9 protein-coding genes are annotated in these 16,594 nt (G+C 75.1%); 6 read left to right on the top strand and 3 right to left on the bottom strand.

The genetic code is table 11. The features are described 5' to 3' along the window. Positions 1-106 precede the first annotated feature (106 nt). Positions 107-1,384 (top strand): phosphopyruvate hydratase, encoded by a 1,278-nt coding sequence (eno, locus tag IH54_RS0111590; protein WP_031515604.1) that lies wholly within the window; start codon positions 107-109, stop codon positions 1,382-1,384. A 259-nt stretch (positions 1,385-1,643) separates the two neighbouring features. Here eno and IH54_RS0111585 read toward each other — a convergent pair whose 3' ends face one another. Beyond that, the gene (locus tag IH54_RS0111585; RefSeq protein ID WP_107060150.1) at positions 1,644-2,882 is read right to left on the bottom strand and encodes an endonuclease/exonuclease/phosphatase family protein; all 1,239 of its coding nucleotides are present in this window, start codon (positions 2,880-2,882) and stop codon (positions 1,644-1,646) included. A gap of 87 nt (positions 2,883-2,969) precedes the next feature. Here IH54_RS0111585 and IH54_RS0111580 point away from each other — a divergent pair, with 87 nt between their 5' ends. From IH54_RS0111580 to IH54_RS0111560, 5 genes are all read left to right on the top strand, one after another. Next, positions 2,970-3,683 (top strand): response regulator transcription factor, encoded by a 714-nt coding sequence (locus tag IH54_RS0111580; RefSeq protein WP_031515601.1) that lies wholly within the window; start codon positions 2,970-2,972, stop codon positions 3,681-3,683. A 10-nt stretch (positions 3,684-3,693) separates the two neighbouring features. After that, positions 3,694-4,812 carry a sensor histidine kinase gene (locus tag IH54_RS0111575; RefSeq protein ID WP_052397312.1) on the top strand — a complete coding sequence of 373 codons (1,119 nt, stop codon included), beginning with the start codon at positions 3,694-3,696 and terminating at the stop codon, positions 4,810-4,812. Positions 4,813-4,870: 58 nt separating this feature from the next. Continuing rightward, complete coding sequence (locus IH54_RS0111570; protein ID WP_199923368.1) at positions 4,871-5,998, top strand: MerR family transcriptional regulator; 1,128 nt, start codon at positions 4,871-4,873, stop codon at positions 5,996-5,998. A gap of 60 nt (positions 5,999-6,058) precedes the next feature. After that, on the top strand, positions 6,059-6,727 hold the full coding sequence (locus IH54_RS0111565; RefSeq protein ID WP_031515594.1) for a class I SAM-dependent methyltransferase: 669 nt from the start codon (positions 6,059-6,061) through the stop codon (positions 6,725-6,727). 219 nt (positions 6,728-6,946) lie between these two features. Then, positions 6,947-11,125, top strand: a complete 4,179-nt coding sequence (locus IH54_RS0111560) for a carboxypeptidase regulatory-like domain-containing protein (RefSeq protein ID WP_052397311.1) — start codon at positions 6,947-6,949, stop codon at positions 11,123-11,125. Between the two features lie 71 nt (positions 11,126-11,196). On the opposite strand, the gene IH54_RS0111555 is transcribed toward IH54_RS0111560, so the two are convergent. Further along, positions 11,197-12,240, bottom strand: a complete 1,044-nt coding sequence (locus IH54_RS0111555) for a TrmB family transcriptional regulator (RefSeq protein WP_052397310.1) — start codon at positions 12,238-12,240, stop codon at positions 11,197-11,199. 87 nt (positions 12,241-12,327) lie between these two features. Beyond that, entirely contained in the window at positions 12,328-16,449 is a 4,122-nt protein-coding gene (locus IH54_RS0111550; RefSeq protein ID WP_031515588.1) for a S8 family serine peptidase, read from the bottom strand. Positions 16,450-16,594: the final 145 nt, after the last annotated feature.

Raw genomic sequence — 16,594 nt, 5'->3', positions numbered from 1 at the left:
CTGAACAGCAATACTGCGCAGCAATGCTGTAGAGTTCGACGTGTCGGGCCGAGCGCCAGAGCCGTCGCAGCCGGGCCCGGCCCAGGCGACGAAGGGAAGAACCCCCATGTCCGCACCCACAACCGTCAGCACCGTCACCGCCCGTGCCGTCCTCGACAGCCGCGGCAACCCGACCGTCGAGGTCGACGTCGTCCTCGCCGACGGATCCCTCGGCCGCGCCGCCGTCCCCTCCGGTGCCTCCACCGGAGCCCGCGAAGCGGTGGAGCTGCGCGACGGCGACCCCGGGCGCTGGCACGGCAAGGGCGTCGACCGGGCCGTGGCCCATGTGAAGGGCGAGATCGCCGACGCCGTCACCGGGCGGGACGCCCGCGACCAGGCGGGCCTCGACGCCGCGCTCGTCGCGCTCGACGGGACGCCCGCGAAGGCGCGCCTCGGCGCGAACGCGCTGCTCGGGGTGTCCCTCGCGACGGCCAAGGCCGCCGCGGCCTCGCACCGCCAGCCGCTCTACCGCTACGTCGGCGGGGCGGACGCCCGCGTGCTGCCGGTACCGATGATGAACATCGTCAACGGCGGCGCCCACGCCGACAACCCGCTGGACTTCCAGGAGTTCATGATCGCGCCGGTCGGCGCGCGCACCTTCGCCGAGGCCGTCCGGATGGGCTCCGAGGTCTTCCACACCCTGCGCCGCGACCTGCTGGCCGCGGGCCACTCCACCGGCGTCGGCGACGAGGGCGGCTTCGCGCCCGCGCTGCGTACGGCCGAGGAGGCGCTCGACTTCGTGATGGCCGCGATCGAGCGGACCGGCTACCGGCCGGGCGCGGACATCGGCCTGGTCATGGACCCGGCGTCGTCGGAGTTCCACAAGGACGGCGTGTACGCGTACACCGGCGAGGGCGTCCGGCGGACCACCGCCGAGCAGGTCGACTACCTCGCCGGGCTCATCGACGCGTACCCGATCGTCTCGGTCGAGGACCCGATGGCCGAGGACGACCACGACGGCTGGCGCGAGCTGACCGCCCGGGTCGGCGCCCGCTGCCAGCTGACCGGAGACGACGTCTTCTGCACCGACGAGGCGCTGGTGCGCGAGGGCATCCGTACCGGGGTGGGCAACGCCGTCCTAGTCAAGGTCAACCAGATCGGCACGCTGACCGAGGCGCTCGGCACGGTGGCCGCCGCCCGCCGCGCCGGATGGAAGGTGGTCATGTCCCACCGCTCCGGCGAGACGGAGGACACGACCATCGCGGACCTGGCCGTCGCGACGGGCTGCGGCCAGATCAAGACCGGCTCCCTTTCCCGCTCCGACCGCACGGCGAAGTACAACCAGCTCATCCGGATCGAGGAGGAGCTGGGCGAGTCCGCGCTGTACGGCGACGCGGCGGCGTAGCGCCCGCCCCGCGGCGGCGCGGGGCGCGGGCGGGCGAACGGTACCCAGGGCGCACCGTCCGCCCGCGGCGGACGTCGGCACCCGGCCGCACCGTCCGCGCCTGGCGGACGTCCGCGCCGGCCGCACCGTGCGCGCCCGGCGAACCTCCGCGCCTGGCGGACGTCCGCGCCGGCCGCACCGTGCGCGCCCGGCGGACGTCCTCACCCGGCGCCCCGTCCGCGCCCAGCGAACGTCCGCCCCCGGCGAAGCGTCCGCACCCTCACAGTGTCAGCCGCGCCGCCACCGGCAGGTGATCGCTCGTGGTGGCGGGCAGGACCCACGAGCTGTTCGCCCGCACACCCCGCACCAGGATCTGGTCGATCCGGACCACCGGGAATTTCGCGGGCCAGGTGAAGCCGAAGCCCTTGCCGGCCGCGCTCTGCGCGGAGTGCAGCCGCGCGGTCAGGCCGCTGAACGCGCGGTCGTCCACCGTGCCGTTGAGGTCGCCGAGCAGCACCACCCGCGCGTCGGCCTCCGCGGCGACCGCCTCGGTCAGCGCCTTCGCGCCCGCGTCGCGCTGGTCGGTCCAGAAGCCGTTCCGCGGGAAGACGCGCACGGAGCCGAGGTGCGCCACGTACACCGCGACCGGCCCCTCGGGCGTGGTGACCGTGGTGCGCAGCGCGCGGGTCGCGTCCGTCGCGGTGTAGGCCGTCCCGGTGATGGCCTGCGGCGGCGTGCGGCGCAGGGCCCTGCGCATGCCCTCGGGCGAGCCGTACGGCTGCGAGCCGTACACCTTGACGTCGATCGGCCGGGTGCCGGACAGGGGCAGCCTGCTCCACAGCCCGACCGTGCCCTGCACCGTGTGGTACGGGTACGAGGCCGCGAGCGCCTGCTCGTACGCGGGCCGGGCCTGCGGCGTCAGCTCCACCAGGGCCAGCACGTCCGCGCCGGACGCGGCGAGGTCGCGGGCGGTGCCCGCGGGGTCGGGGTTGGCGTCGCTGACGTTGTGCTCGGCCACGGTGAGGTCGCCGCCCGGGCGGGACTTGTCCTGGAGCGCCCCGCCGAAGAGGTTCAGCCACACGACGGACGGCAGCAGCAGTGCGACCACCGCTGTGGCGGAGCGCCGCCACAGCGCCCCGGCCAGCAGGAGCGGGACGAGCGCGCCGAACCACGGCAGGAAGGTCTCGGCGAGGCTGCCGAGGCCCCCGGCCCCGTTCGGGATCCGCGCGTGCAGCAGCAGGAGCAGGCCGAGCGCGAGCGCGAACCCCGCGAGCACCCGGCCGCGCCTCCAGGGCCCCGGCCGTGAGGCCGCCCGTACCGCCCGCCGGGCGTGCGCGGGCCAGGCCCGGGGCCGCAGCCGCTCGCCCCACACATGGGTGCTCAGGTTCCGCCGGACGCGCCGGCGCCTGCCCCCGGCGCCCGGGGCCGGGCGTACGGCACCGGCCCCCTCCGCTTCCGCGGCGGCCTTCCCCGCGTCCGCAACGGTCTTCGTTCGTGCTGGTGGTGCGGTCTCGTGCATGCCGCAAGCCAAGGCGGCACGGTGTTGCCAGCGCGTATGCGCTTTTCGATACGCGGACGATATGTACCGGCTTGTAGCATCCGTGCCATGCGCGTGCTGATCGTCGAGGACGAACCCTTCATGGCGGAAGCCATCCGCGACGGCCTGCGCCTCGAAGCGATCGCCGCCGACATCGCCGGGGACGGCGACACCGCGCTGGAGCTGCTGGGCGTCAACACCTACGACATCGCCGTCCTCGACCGCGACATCCCCGGGCCCTCCGGCGACGAGGTCGCCCGCCGTATCGTCGCCTCCGGGAGCGGCATGCCGATCCTCATGCTCACCGCCGCCGACCGGCTCGACGACAAGGCCTCCGGCTTCGGGCTCGGCGCCGACGACTACCTGACCAAGCCCTTCGCCCTCCAGGAACTCGCCCTACGGCTGCGGGCGCTGGACCGCAGGCGGGCCCACAGCAGGCCGCCTGTACGGGAGATCGCCGGGCTGCGGCTCGACCCCTTCCGCCGTGAGGTCTACCGGGACGGGCGTTTCGTCGCGCTGACCAGGAAGCAGTTCGCGGTGCTGGAGGTCCTGGCAGCAGCCGACGGGGGAGTGGTGAGCGCCGAGGAACTCCTCGAACGCGCGTGGGACGAGAACGCCGACCCGTTCACGAACGCGGTGCGCATCACCGTCTCCGCCCTGCGCAAGAGGCTCGGCGAGCCGTGGGTCATCGCGACGGTGCCGGGCGTCGGCTACCGCATCGACGTCGGGAGGGGCGGAGGAGCCGCCGGGCCGGGGGAAGCCCCCGGGGCACCCCGTGGCTAGACCCCCGGGCATGAGCGTCCGGCTCAAGCTCACCCTCAGCTACGCGGGTTTCCTCATGATCGCGGGCGCCCTGCTGCTCGCCGCCGTGTGGCTGTTCCTTCTCCGGTACGTCCCCGAGCGCGCCCTCCTCGTCCCCGGCGGTACCCCCACCCCGCACGGCGTCTTCCCCATCCGCTCCCGGCTGCTGGACGTATTCGCCCCGCGGGCCGCCGCCGTCATGGCGCTCCTGCTGCTCTTCGGCCTGGCAGGCGGATGGTTCCTTGCCGGGCGCATGCTCGCCCCGCTGACCCGGATCACGGAGGCGACCCGTACGGCCACGGGCGGCACCCTCGCGCACCGCATCCGGCTGCCCGGCCGCAACGACGAATTCCGCGAACTGGCCGACGCCTTCGACGCGATGCTCGAACGCCTCGAAGCGCACGTCGCCGAGCAGCGGCGGTTCGCCGCCAACGCCTCGCACGAGCTGCGCACCCCGCTGGCGATCTCCCAGGCCCTCATCGACGTGGCCCGCACCGACCCCGACCGCGACACCGGCGAGATCCTCGACCGCCTCCACACCGTCAACACCCGGGCGATCGATCTCACCGAGGCGCTCCTCCTGCTCAGTCGCGCCGAGCAGCGGTCCTTCACCCCGGAGCCGGTCGACCTGTCGCTGCTCGCGGAGGAGGCCGCCGAGACGCTCCTGCCCCTCGCCGAGCGGCTCGGCGTCACCCTCGAAACCTCCGGCGGGATCGCCACCGCGAGCGGATCACCCGCACTCCTGCAGCAACTGACCACGAACCTCGTCCACAACGCGATCGTCCACAACCTCCCGGACGGCGGCACCGTCCACGTCACCACGACCATCGCCACCACCCACCCCCGCAGCGTCCGCCTCACCGTCGAGAACACCGGCGACCCGCTCCCCCCGCATCTGGTCGCGACCCTCACCGAACCCTTCCGCCGCGCCACCGACCGCGCGCGCGGCGACCACCCGGGCACGGGCCTCGGCCTGGCGATCGCCGCGACCATCACCCGGGTCCACGACGGCACCCTCACCCTCACCCCGCGCCCCGGCGGCGGCCTGCGCGCGACCGTCGAACTGCCCGCGGCGGACGGGCGCCGGCCCGGCCGGAGACCGCAGCCTTGAGCACGCGACCGCCGCGGCCTCTCCGGAGCCCCTTGACCCTCACGCGGCGTCATGCCGCATGGTCGGGGGCGTGGAAGAACTCCTGACCGTGGGGCGCGTGGCCGGGCTGACCGGAGTCAGCGTGCGCACGCTGCACCACTACGACGAGATCGGGCTCGTGCGGCCGTCCGCGCGGACGGCGGCGGGCTACCGGGCCTACGCGGCGGCGGACGTGGAGCGGCTGCGGGAGGTGCTGGGGTACCGGCGGCTCGGGTTCGGGCTGCGGGAGATCGCCGACCTCGTCGACGACCCCGGCACCGACGCCGTCGCGCATCTGCACCGGCTGCGCGGGCTGCTGCTGGAGCAGCGCGACCGGGCCGCCGCCACCGTCAGGGCCATCGACCGGGAACTGGAGGCACGCGCCATGGGGATCAAGACCACACCGGAGGAGCAACTGCAGGCGTTCGGAGCGCAGTTGTACGAGAGGATCGGGTCCGGCTACCCGGCGACGCGGTGCACCGAGCCGCGGATCGCCGCGCAGATCTGGGAGGCGCTCGGGGACGCCCGCACCGTGCTGAACGTCGGGGCGGGCACGGGCTCCTACGAGCCCGCCGACCGCGAGGTCACGGCCGTGGAGCCGTCCGCCGTCATGCGGGCGCAGCGGCCCGCGGGCGCGGCGCCGTGCGTGGCCGCCGCGGCGGAGAGCCTGCCCTTCGAGGACGGGTCCTTCGACGCGGCGATGGCGGTCAGCACCGTCCACCACTGGCAGGACGCCGTCGCCGGGCTGCGCGAGATGCGGCGCGTCGCCCGCCGGGTGGTGGTGCTCACGTACGACGCGAGCAGCCCCGGCTGGCACGACCGGTTCTGGCTCTCCCGCGACTACCTGCCGGAATTCGCCGACATCCTCGACGCCTGGCCGTCCTTCGCCGAGCTGACCGCCGCGGTCGACGGCCACGCCGAGCCCGTCCTCATCCCCTGGGACTGCGCCGACGGCTTCTTCGAGGCCTACTGGCGCCGCCCCGAGGCCTATCTGGAGGACCACGTCCGCCGCGCGGTCTCGGTCTGGGCCCGGGTCGGCCCCGAGGCCGAACACCGCGCGGTCGAGGCGCTGCGCGCCGACCTGACGTCGGGCCGCTGGGCGGAGCGCAACCGCGACCTCGCGGCCCTGGAGGCGGCGGAACTGGGCCTGCGGCTGCTCGTGGCCTGAACCGGGCGCGGCCCCGGGGGGGGTTGACCTTCCCCTCGGGGCAGGCCCCAGGGTGCGGCCATGACCACGCAATCAGCAGCTCAGGAACAACTCCTGTCCGAGCAGCGCGCCTACTACAGCGCCTTCGCCCCCGACTACCTGGACCAGCCCCTCGACCTGCCCGGTGGCGGCGAACCGGCCACCGCACTCGACGCCTTCCGGCCGGTGGGCAGCGTCCTGGAGCTGGCCTGCGGGCCCGGCACCTGGACGCCGCAGCTGCTCCGGCACGCCGCCGACCTGACAGCGGTCGACGCGTCGCCGGAGATGCTCGCGATCGCCGCGGGCCGGGTGCCGCCCGGCGCCCCGGTGCGGTTCGTCGAGGCCGACCTCTTCGGCTGGGAACCCGACCGCCGCTACGACGTCGTCTTCATGGGGTGCTGGCTCTCGCACGTGCCGGAATCCCGCTTCACGTCCTTCTGGTCCCTGGTGGCCGCCGCCCTGGCCCCCCGGGGGCGCGTGTTCTTCGTCGACGACCACCACCGGACGCCGGAGGAGCTCGTCGAGGGTCCGGCGTCGTCCACCGTCGAGCGGCGCACCCCGGACGGCGCGGCCTACCGGATCGTGAAGGTCCCCTACGAGCCGGCGGAGCTGGAGCGGCGGCTGCGCGGGCTCGGCTGGGACATCACGGTGACGCCGACGGCCGGACCGTTCTACTGGGGCGCCGGAGGCCGGGCCGGGGAATCCGGGTGAGACCGCCGTCCCCGCGGTGACCGCCGGGCGGACGGCGGGGGCGGGACCGGGCACGCACGGTGCGAGCCGACCCGCCCCCCACAACACCGTGTCCTCTTCCGGCACGTGTCCGCTGCCTGCCGCGCGCGGGGCCGCTGGAGCGGCGGACGGGCTGGCATGCTCGCCATACCGCCTGCCTGGCGGGCGATTTGTCCGCTCCTTGCGCTCGGAGGAAAGACCTTGGCGATACCCGTGCACCGTCCACGGCCCCGGCTCAGACCGCTGCTCGCGGGGGCCGCGGTCGCCGCGCTGGCCGTGCTGGGCGTGCAGTTCCCGGCGCAGCCGGCCGCCGCCGCCCCGCAGGCGCAGGCCGCGCCCGCCGCGGCTGCGGCGAAGAGCACGAAGAAGCCCGCCTCGCACCCGTCGCACCGGGTGTGCTCCCGCTCCACCCGCCCGGGGCAGGCCGCCTGCTCGGCGGTGGAGCGCGACGACGTCGAGCAGTCCAGGGCGCAGCTCGCCGCAGAACCGGACGCCACCCCGTCGGGCTTCGGGCCCGCCGACCTGCAGGCCGCGTACGACCTGCCGTCCGCGACCGAGGGCGCGGGCCGCACAGTGGCCATCGTCGACGCCTACGACGACCCGCAGGCGGAGGCCGAACTCGCCGTCTACCGGCAGACCTACGGACTGCCCGCCTGCACGACCGCCAACGGCTGCTTCCGCAAGACCGACCAGCGCGGCGGCACGAAGTACCCCGCCGCCAACGCCGGCTGGGCCGGTGAGATCGCGCTCGACGTCCAGATGGTCGGCGCGGTGTGCCCCAACTGCAAGATCCTGCTGGTCGAGGCGGACAGCGCAGGCAGCGACGACCTCGGGACCGCCGTCAACCAGGCGGTCGCCCAGGGCGCCGGATTCGTGTCCAACAGCTACGGCGGCCCCGAGGACGGGTCCGACCCGCAGACCGACACGACGTTCTACGACCACCCCGGCGTGGTGATCACCGCCAGCTCCGGCGACGACGGCTACGGCGTCAGCTACCCGGCGGCGTCCCCGCACGTGACGGCGGTCGGCGGCACCTCGCTGGTGCGCGACGCCTCGGCGCGCGGCTGGACGGAGTCGGCGTGGAGCGGCGCGGGCAGCGGCTGCTCGGCGGTCGAGCCCAAGCCGTCGCAGCAGGCGGACACCGGCTGCGCGCGCCGCACGGTCGCGGACGTCTCCGCGGTGGCCGACCCGAACACCGGCGTGGCGGTCTACTCCGCGGGCGCCTGGCACGTCTTCGGCGGTACGAGCGTCGCCTCGCCCGTCATCGCCTCGGTGTACGCGCTGGCCGGCGACGCCCCGGCGGGCTCGTACCCGATGGCCTTCCCGTACGCCAGGCAGAGTGCCCTCAACGACGTGACCTCGGGCAGCAACGGCTCCTGCGGCGGCGGTTACCTGTGCACCGGCGCCGAGGGCTACGACGGGCCGACCGGCCTCGGCACGCCCGACGGCGTCGCGGCCTTCACCTCGGGACCCTTCGCGACCGTCAAGGGCACGGTCACCGACGGCGCCACCGGCTCGCCGCTGCCCGGCGCCCTGGTCACCGCCGGGGACGCGCACGCCACCACCAGGGACGACGGCAGCTACACGTTCACCGCCGACCCGGGCACGTACGACATCACCGTCGCCAAGTTCGGCTACGCCACCCGCACCTTCGCGGGCGTCACCCTCTCCGGGGGCCAGACGCTCACCGAGGACGCCGGACTCGCCGCCAAGGCACGGGTGAAGGTCACCGGCACCGTCAAGGACGCCGCCGGGCACGGCTGGCCGCTGTACGCGACCGTCCAGGTCAAGGGCGAGCCGACCAGCGCCGTGCACACCGACCCGGCGACGGGCCGCTACACGCTGAGCGTGCCGGTGGACGGCAGCTACACCCTGCAGACCAGCGCCGCCGCCACAGGGTACGTACCGCGCGAGGACACCCTCGCGGTCGCCGGCACCGACACGAAGCTCGACGTCGGCATGCAGGTCGACGACGTGTGCGCCGCGCCCGGCTACGCCTCCCACACCACCGGCGACGCCCAGGACTTCGGCACCGCCACCGGGGCCGTACCGCCCGCCGGGTGGACGGTCGTGGACGCGGCGGGGACCGGCCAGACCTGGCGCTTCGACAGCACCCGCGGCAACTCCACGGGCGGCAAGGCCACCTACGCGATGGTCGACAGCAAGACCTACGGGACCGGCGGCAAGCAGGACACCTCGCTGGTCAGCCCGCCACTCGACCTGAGCGGCCAGCCGCACCCGTACGTCACCTTCGCCACCTGGTACGAGGGCGCCCCGACCAGCACCGCCGACGTCGACGTCAGCCTCGACGGCGGCGCCACCTGGACCAACGCCGGCCACTGGGCCAACTCGGCCAACCGCGGCCACACCCAGCGCTGGGACCTGCCGCAGGCCGCCCGGCACTCCGGTGTCCTCGTCCGCTTCCGCTACACCGGAGCCAACTCGCAGTTCTGGGAGGTCGACGACATCTTCGTCGGCGGGCAGCACTGCGACGTCGTGCCCGGCGGCCTGGTCCTCGGCCAGGTGACCGACGCCAACACCGGTGACGGCCTCGCCGGGGCCACCGTGGCGTCGGCCGACGCCCCGGGCGAGTCCGCCACCACCGCGGCCACCCCGGACGACCCCGCCCTCGGCGACGGCTACTACTCCTTCTTCTCCAGCCTCACCGGCACCCACCCGCTGACGGTCACCGCCTCCCACTACACGGCGGCCACCACCTCCGCGGCGATCGCCGCGGACGAGGCCAACGAGGCCGACACCGTCCTCAGGGCGGGCCGGCTCACCGTCAGCCCGGCATCCGTGGCGAAGACCGTGCAGTGGCAGGGCACCGCCTCGGCCACCGTCACGGTCGAGAACACCGGCACCGCCGACGCCACCGTCCGCCTCGCCGAGAACGACAACGGCTTCACGATGCAGGGCCGCGCTCCCGGCGCCGCCCTCCAGGAGGTCAAGGGCCACTACCCGGCCGGCTTCGTCGCCCCGTCGCACGCCACCGCCGTGTCCCCGGCCGCCGCGGCACCCGCCGCCGCGCCCTGGACGACGCTCGCGAACCTCCCGGCCGCGGTGATGGACAACGCCGCCGCCACCGGTCCCGACGGCCGGGTCTACTCCGTGGGCGGGCTCAGCGGCACGCAGGCGATCCTGTCCGGCGGCTACGTCTACGACCCGCAGGCCACATCGTGGACGGCGCTCCCGGACAGCGGTGTGCGCCGCGAGGCGCCGCAGGCGGCCTTCCTGCACGGCAGGCTGTACGTGACCGGCGGCTGGAACGACGACGGCGGCACGGTGACCGCCACCCAGGCCTACGACCCCGCCACCGGCGCCTGGACCGCCGTCGCGAGCGCGCCCAGCGCCTTCGCCGGCGCCGGTTCCGCGGTCGTCGGCGGCAAGTGGTACATCGTCGGTGGGTGCACCGCGGCCTGCGGCAGCACCACGGTCCTGGTGTACGACCCGGTGGCCGACTCGTGGAGCACCGCCGCCGCCTACCCCAACTCCACCGCCTGGCTCGGCTGCGGCGCAGTCGGCAGCGCGCTCTACTGCGGCGGCGGCTACGACGGCGCCCTCGCCTCCGCCCGCGCCTTCACCTACGACCCGTCCGCCGGCAAGTGGACCCGGCTGCCCGACATGCCCTACGACCTGTGGGGCATGGGCGCGACCGGCGCGACCGGCGAGCTGCTGCTGTCCGGCGGCGTGACCGGCCAGTCAACCGCCCTGACCAACAAGGGCGTCGCCTTCGAACCCCTGAGCGGTACGTGGACGGCCCTGCCCAACTCCAACGCCACCGTCTACCGCGCGGGCAGCACCTGCGGCTTCTACAAGGTGGGCGGTTCGGGCGGCAGCTACGGCACCTCCGCCACCGTGGAGACGCTTCCCGGCTACGGCGACTGCGGCACCACCGGGGACGTGTCCTGGCTGACCGCCGATCCGACCTCGATCACGCTCGCCCCGGGCACGTCCGTCGCGGTCGCGGTCACCGTCGACGCGTCGGGCGCCGCGATCAGCCAGCCCGGCACGTACGCCGCCGTGCTCGCGGTCAGGAACGACACCCCCTACACCGTCGCGCCCATCGGCGTGGCGATGACCGTCCAGCCGCCGAAGACCTGGGGCAAGATCACCGGAACGGTCACCGGCGCGGGCTGCACCGCCGATCCCGCACCGCTCGCGGCCGCGACCGTGCAGATCGACGGCTGGGCCGAGAGCTTCACGCTCAGGACCGACGGCAACGGCCGCTACGCCCTGTGGCTGGACGCCCGGAACAACCCGCTCATGGTCACCGCGGCCAAGGACGGCTGGGCGCCGCACCCGGTGAGCAGCAAGGTCAAGAAGGGAGCCGTCACCACGCTGGACTTCGCCCTGCACCCCGACCACCCCTGCACCTGACCGTCGCCTGAGCGCCGCCTGACCGCGCTCCGCCCGCCGCCCCGGCCGTCGTCCCCGGCCGGGCGGCGCGGCTACAGCCAGCCGCGCTGCGCCGCCCGCACCCCCGCCTGGAAGCGCCCCGTGCTGCCCAGCCGGTCCTGGAGCACCCGCACCCGGCGCCGCAGCGTGCGCACGCTCACCCCGTAGTGGCGGGCGATCGACTCGTCGGTCATCCCCGCGCCCAGCAGCTCCACCAGCTCCTGCTCCTCGGCGGCCAGCCCGCCGTCCGCCAGCAGCGCCGGATCGGGGAAGCGTCCCCGGCCGCGGATCGGCGCGCCCTGCTTCCACAGCGCCTCGAACAGCGCCTGCAGCGCGTCCACCATCGCCGATCCGCGCACCACCAGGGCCCGGTGGCCGTCCGTGGCCTCGCCCGCGGTGAGCGGCAGCAGCGCGGCCCGCCCGTCGATCAGCAGCAGTTTCAGCGGCGCGTCGGAGAGCACCCGCGCCTCCTCGCCCGCCGCGGTCATCGACGTGAGGTGGGCGACGCGGCCCGGGTCGTCGAGCATCTCCACCGCGTACAGCGAGCGGAAGCGGACCCCACGGGCCAGCGCCCGCGCCTCGGCCGCCGACATCGGCGCCTGCTCGCCCACGTACGGCGGCGCGTCGATGCCGCACAGCTCCCGGTCCGCGGTGCCGATCAGCTCCTCGATGCGGCGCGTGACGGCCGGCCCGCCCTCCACCACCTCCAGGATGCCCTGCGGCGTGCGGTGCACCCGGCCGCGCTCGTACTCCGCGCCGAGCAGCCCGCTCAGCGCCTCCGCGGCGGCGGCGAACAGCGCGGCGCCCTCCCGCCGCTGCCGCACCAGCGAGCGCAGCGCCTCCCGCGGGTCGGCCGGCTCCAGCCTGCCGGGCCGCCCGGCGCCGCGCCGCAGCAGGCCCTGCCGCAGCAGCTGTTCGGCGGCCCTGCGCACCCTGGCCGCCGACACCCCCAGCGCCGCCGCCCAGCCGGCGACCCCGGCGTCCGGGTCGCGCAGCGCCGCCAGGTACACCTCGCGGGTGAGCGGGGCGATGCCGAGGGTGTCCCAGTCGGGCGCGGGGGAGGGCGGTCCGGGATCCGGGCCGGTCGATGGCGTCACGTGTCGTGCTCCCTTGCGGACGTGCCGAAGCCGCGGGCGGCGGGGGCCGATCCCCGCCCCGCCGCCCGCGGCGCCTGTGGTCCCCCGTCAGCCCGCCGCCGTCAGCGCGACGTAGTCCTCCAGGGTCTTCCCCTTCACCTCCGTGACGGGGGCGGTGAGGTGGTCGGCGGTGCTGTTCTGCATCAGGTAGTCGGTGACGACCCAGTGCAGGTCCTTCGGCCCGACCACGCCGTCGTGGTCGATGTCCGCGGCCCGGTCGGCGGTGCCGCGGGCCGCGTAGACCGCCGCCGCGTCCCGGACGTCCACGACGTCGTCGCCGTTGACGTCCCCGGCGACGAGCGCCGCCGCCGTGGTCGCGGTCGTGCCCGCGGTGCCCCAGTCACCGCGCAGCGCGGTGTCGACGTCCTCGTACCAGGTGAAGTGGCCGGGCGCGCGCACCTCCAGCCGGTAGGGCCGGTCGGTCGGCGGGAGTCCGCCCAGGGACATCCGGCCGGTGGCGTCCGGCGTGAGGACGTGCCGGGTGCCGTCCGGGGCGGTGAGCGTCGCGGTGATGCCGTCCGCCGAGTAGTCGCGGGCCGGGTCGAACGCCAGGCCCGGGGTGAGCAGTGCCTCCGCGGCCGGGCGGGCGATGAAGGTCGACGTCGGGTTGAGCTTGCGGACCGAGCCGTAGAACTGCGTGTTGAGCTGCACCTTGGTGCCGTCGCTCCGGACGGCTCCGGTGGTGCCGGTGTTCAGGCCCGCGTTCTCGGTCCAGGCGCCGTCCAGGACCCGGTAGGTCACCTTCAGCAGCTGGACGGAGGCGCCGCTGATCCCGTCCGGCTCCGCGACGCCGAAGGAGGCCGTCGTGAAGGCCGAGGCCCCGCTACCGCTCTGTGCGGTCGTCACGGGCGACGGCCCGTACCGCGCCAGCTGCGCGGCGGTCTCCACCGACACGATCGCGACGTTCCGCGCGTCGTAGCGGATCTGGCTGTTGAAGGACGTCCACTGCTGGAGGTTGTGCCCGGTGAGGGTGTACGTGACCAGGTCGCCGGGCCGGGCGGATTCCGCGGAGGCGTCACCTACGACGTACGGGCGGCCGGCGTCGATCACGTTGACCAGCCGTACGTCGCCGATGTTGCCCGCGGCGTCCGTCGGCCACATCTTCACGAAGCCGACCGGCGGGCCGGTCGGGAGCGAGACCCGGCCGGAGACCCGGCCGTTCGCGTCGGGCGTGAGCGCCGCCTCGGGCGCGACCGGGCTGAACGTCGAGTAGTTCAGCGCGTTGTCCCCCTGCCCGATGTCGATCCCCGCGGCGCGCTCGGCGTCGGCCTCGTTGTCGTGCAGCGTGCCGGTGATGTCGAACGCCGTGGTGCCGACCGGGCGTTCGACGACGGTCGGGTGCGCCGGGTCCCAGGCGCCGTAGCCGTCGGTGTACGACGGCGCCTTCGAGTCGACGTAGATGTCGCGCAGTTCGGGGTAGGTGCCGCCCTGCGCGTCCCTGCCCACGACGCGCAGCTTGTAGTGGCCGTCGGCCGGCCACTTCCCGCGCGGGTCGACCGGGGTGTCGGCGCGGCCGGTGAGCGGGTGGTAGTAGCCCTTGACGTCCGCGGGGCCGTAGAGCACGCCCTCGGTCAGGCCCGTCGTGTCGATGTAGCCGATGTAGCCGATGTCGTTCCCGGAGGCGTCGTCGAGGAAGATCTCGACGGAGTCGAGCTGCCCGGCCATCTGCAGGTCGAACTGCGCCTGGCCGCCCGCGGCGCTTCCGACGCCCGTGCCCTGGCTGGTGGACAGCACCGGCTTGGTCATGTCCAGCCGCGCCAGCCCTGTTTTGACCACGCGCATGCCGAACGGCACGTGCAGCGCCGGGTGCCCCGCGCCGTCGGGGGTCAGGGTCAGCTCGCCCTCGTACAGCCCCGCGGGCGCGCTCGCCGGCACCTGCAGCCGGGTGCGGACCGTCCCCCTGCCGTGCCCGCCGACCGTGACGCGGGGCGTCGCGGTGAGGGTGATGCCCGCCGCGGCGGCGTCCCCGGAGGAGCCCGAGCCGCGGGTGAAGGCCGCCGCCACGGTGTAGCGGACCGGCTCGCCGGAGTCGTTGCGCACCTGGAGGCCGTCCGACCGCGCGTACGCCTCGCCGAGCGGCAGGGTGCCGTAGTCCAGCGCGCCCGTGCGGTACGCGCGCTGCGCCGTGGCGCCCTCCAGGTCGGTGTACGCCGTCGTCGCGGCGACGTCCACCGAGGCCGTGGCGTGCACGGCGGCGTAGGGGTCGATGCGGCCCGCGCCGCGGTCGAAGACGCTGGTGTCGCCCTCCAGCGGGCGGGCGGTGTTCATCAGCGCCGTCCGCACGCCGTCCGGGGTCAGCCGCGGGTCGTGCTGGAGCAGCAGGGCCGCGGCCCCCGCGACGTACGGGGTGGCCATCGAGGTGCCGCTGAGCCGCTCGTAGGCGTACGTCCAGTCGTCTGCGGCGCCGCCCGCGTTCACCACGTCGGCGGGGACGGACGACAGGATGCTCACGCCGGGGGCGGTGACCTCCGGCTTGATGGTGTTCGTCCCGTAGGCCGGGCCCCGCGAGCTGAAGTCGGCGAGCCCGTCGCCGCCCAGCACGAAGTCGCCTCCCGGCGCGAAGGACACGGACGCGCCCGCGGCCGCCTCCAGCGCGGCCCCGTCGGCCGCGGTCAGGGAGAAGGCCGGGGCGTAGGTCGCACTCTCACCGAGGTAGTACGGGATGTGGCCCTCGGCGGCGTTGTCGTTGACCAGCAGCACCGCGGCCGCCCCCTGCGAGCGGGCCCGCGTGACCTTCTCGTCGAGGCTGATCCCGCCGCGCCGCACCAGCACGGCCTTGCCGGTGACGTCCTTGCCCGCGTAGCCCGACGCGGTGCCCGTCCCGGCGTCCGCCACCGGGTACGTGCCCTGGGCAAGCCGGTCGAGCGCGTCGCCGTAGGGCTGCGCGACCAGCCGGGCCTGCGCGGAGACGCCGCCGCCGGCGACCGTGTACGACGGCAGCGTCAGCGGGCTGTCGTTCGCCCCGACCGTGAGCGGCAGCGCCGCCGCGCCGGGGGAGCCGAGGCTGTACGCGCCCGGGCCGCTGTTGCCCGCGGCGATGACGGTGGTGACCCCGTCCAGCACCAGGGTGTCCGCGGCGACCGACTCCGGCCCCAGCGGGTCGTTGACGGCGCTGCCCAGCGACATGTTGACGACGTCCATGCCGTCTTGGTCGGCCCGATCCATCCCGGCCAGCACCGCGCTCGCGCTGCCGCTGCCGTACGGGCCGAGCACCCGGTAGGCGTACACCTTCGCGCCGGGCGCGACACCGTGCGCCGCGCGGGCGGTTTCCGGGTCGCCGCCTCCGGCGACGATGCCGGCCACGTGCGTGCCGTGCAGGGTGTAGAACGTCTCGCCGTTGTACCGCTCCGCCCGCCCGGAGGCCTTCCAGTCGGCGTACGTGGTCTCCATCGGGTCCGCGTCGTCGTCGACGAAGTCGTAGCCGCCCGCGTAGGCGTCCTTCAGGTCCGGGTGGCGGTAGTCGATGCCGGTGTCGATGATGCCGACCTTGACGCCCTTGCCGGTGACGCCCTCGGCGTGCAGGCGGGCCAGGCCCGCGGCGATCGCCTCGTCGTCGCTCCCGTCCTGCGCGGCCGCGGCCGCGCCGCCGCCCTGCGCGTCGTCCAGCGCGTGCACCGCCGCGTCCGGCCACACCGCCGCGACCTGGTTGAGCGCCAGCAGCCCGGCGACCTTGTCGCCGGGCAGGGTCATGCCGACGCCGTCGAAGCTGCGGGTGTAGCTGCGGTGCACGGTGTAGCCCCCGCCGCCCGCCTTCTTCGCGGCGCCGCCCGGCATGGCCTTCGCGAGGTCCGCGGTGAAGGACGTGTGCGCGTCCCGCACGGCCCGGTCCGCCGAGTCCGCGGTCAGGGTGCGCCCCTGCTCGGCGGCCAGCAGCCGGGCGGCGGTCGCGGGCGGCTGCCGGAAGCGCACGATCACGTCGACCGGCTTGCCGGACTCCAGCGCGCTGCGGTCCTCGAAGTGGAGCGCCGCCGTGTCGACGGCGCTCAGCCGGTGCAGCGCCTGGAGCTGCTCGGAGCTGAGCGAGGAGAGCAGCCGTGCGGCGTCGCCCGTCTCAGGTCCCGAGCCGGAGGCGTGGGCCGGGGCGGGCAGCCCGAGGCCGAGGAGGAGGGCCGAGAGCGCCGCGGCCGGTACGGCCCACCGGCGCGGGCGGCGCGGTATATGAGGGTGCATCAGGTGCTTCCAGTCCTGGGCGGGGCAGGTGCCGCCGACCGCCCCACCGCATGTGCGCAGGTGGAACGGTCGGCGTCCGACGAGAATGCCCGCGCCGGTGCCCCGCGGAGAATCCCTCCGGATGGCGAGACCGCGCCGTGACGGC

The sequence above is a fragment of the Streptomyces sp. NRRL F-5123 genome, assembly GCF_000721495.1.
Classification (GTDB): Bacteria; Actinomycetota; Actinomycetes; order Streptomycetales; family Streptomycetaceae; genus Actinacidiphila.
This window is presented reverse-complemented; position numbering and strand designations above follow the sequence as displayed.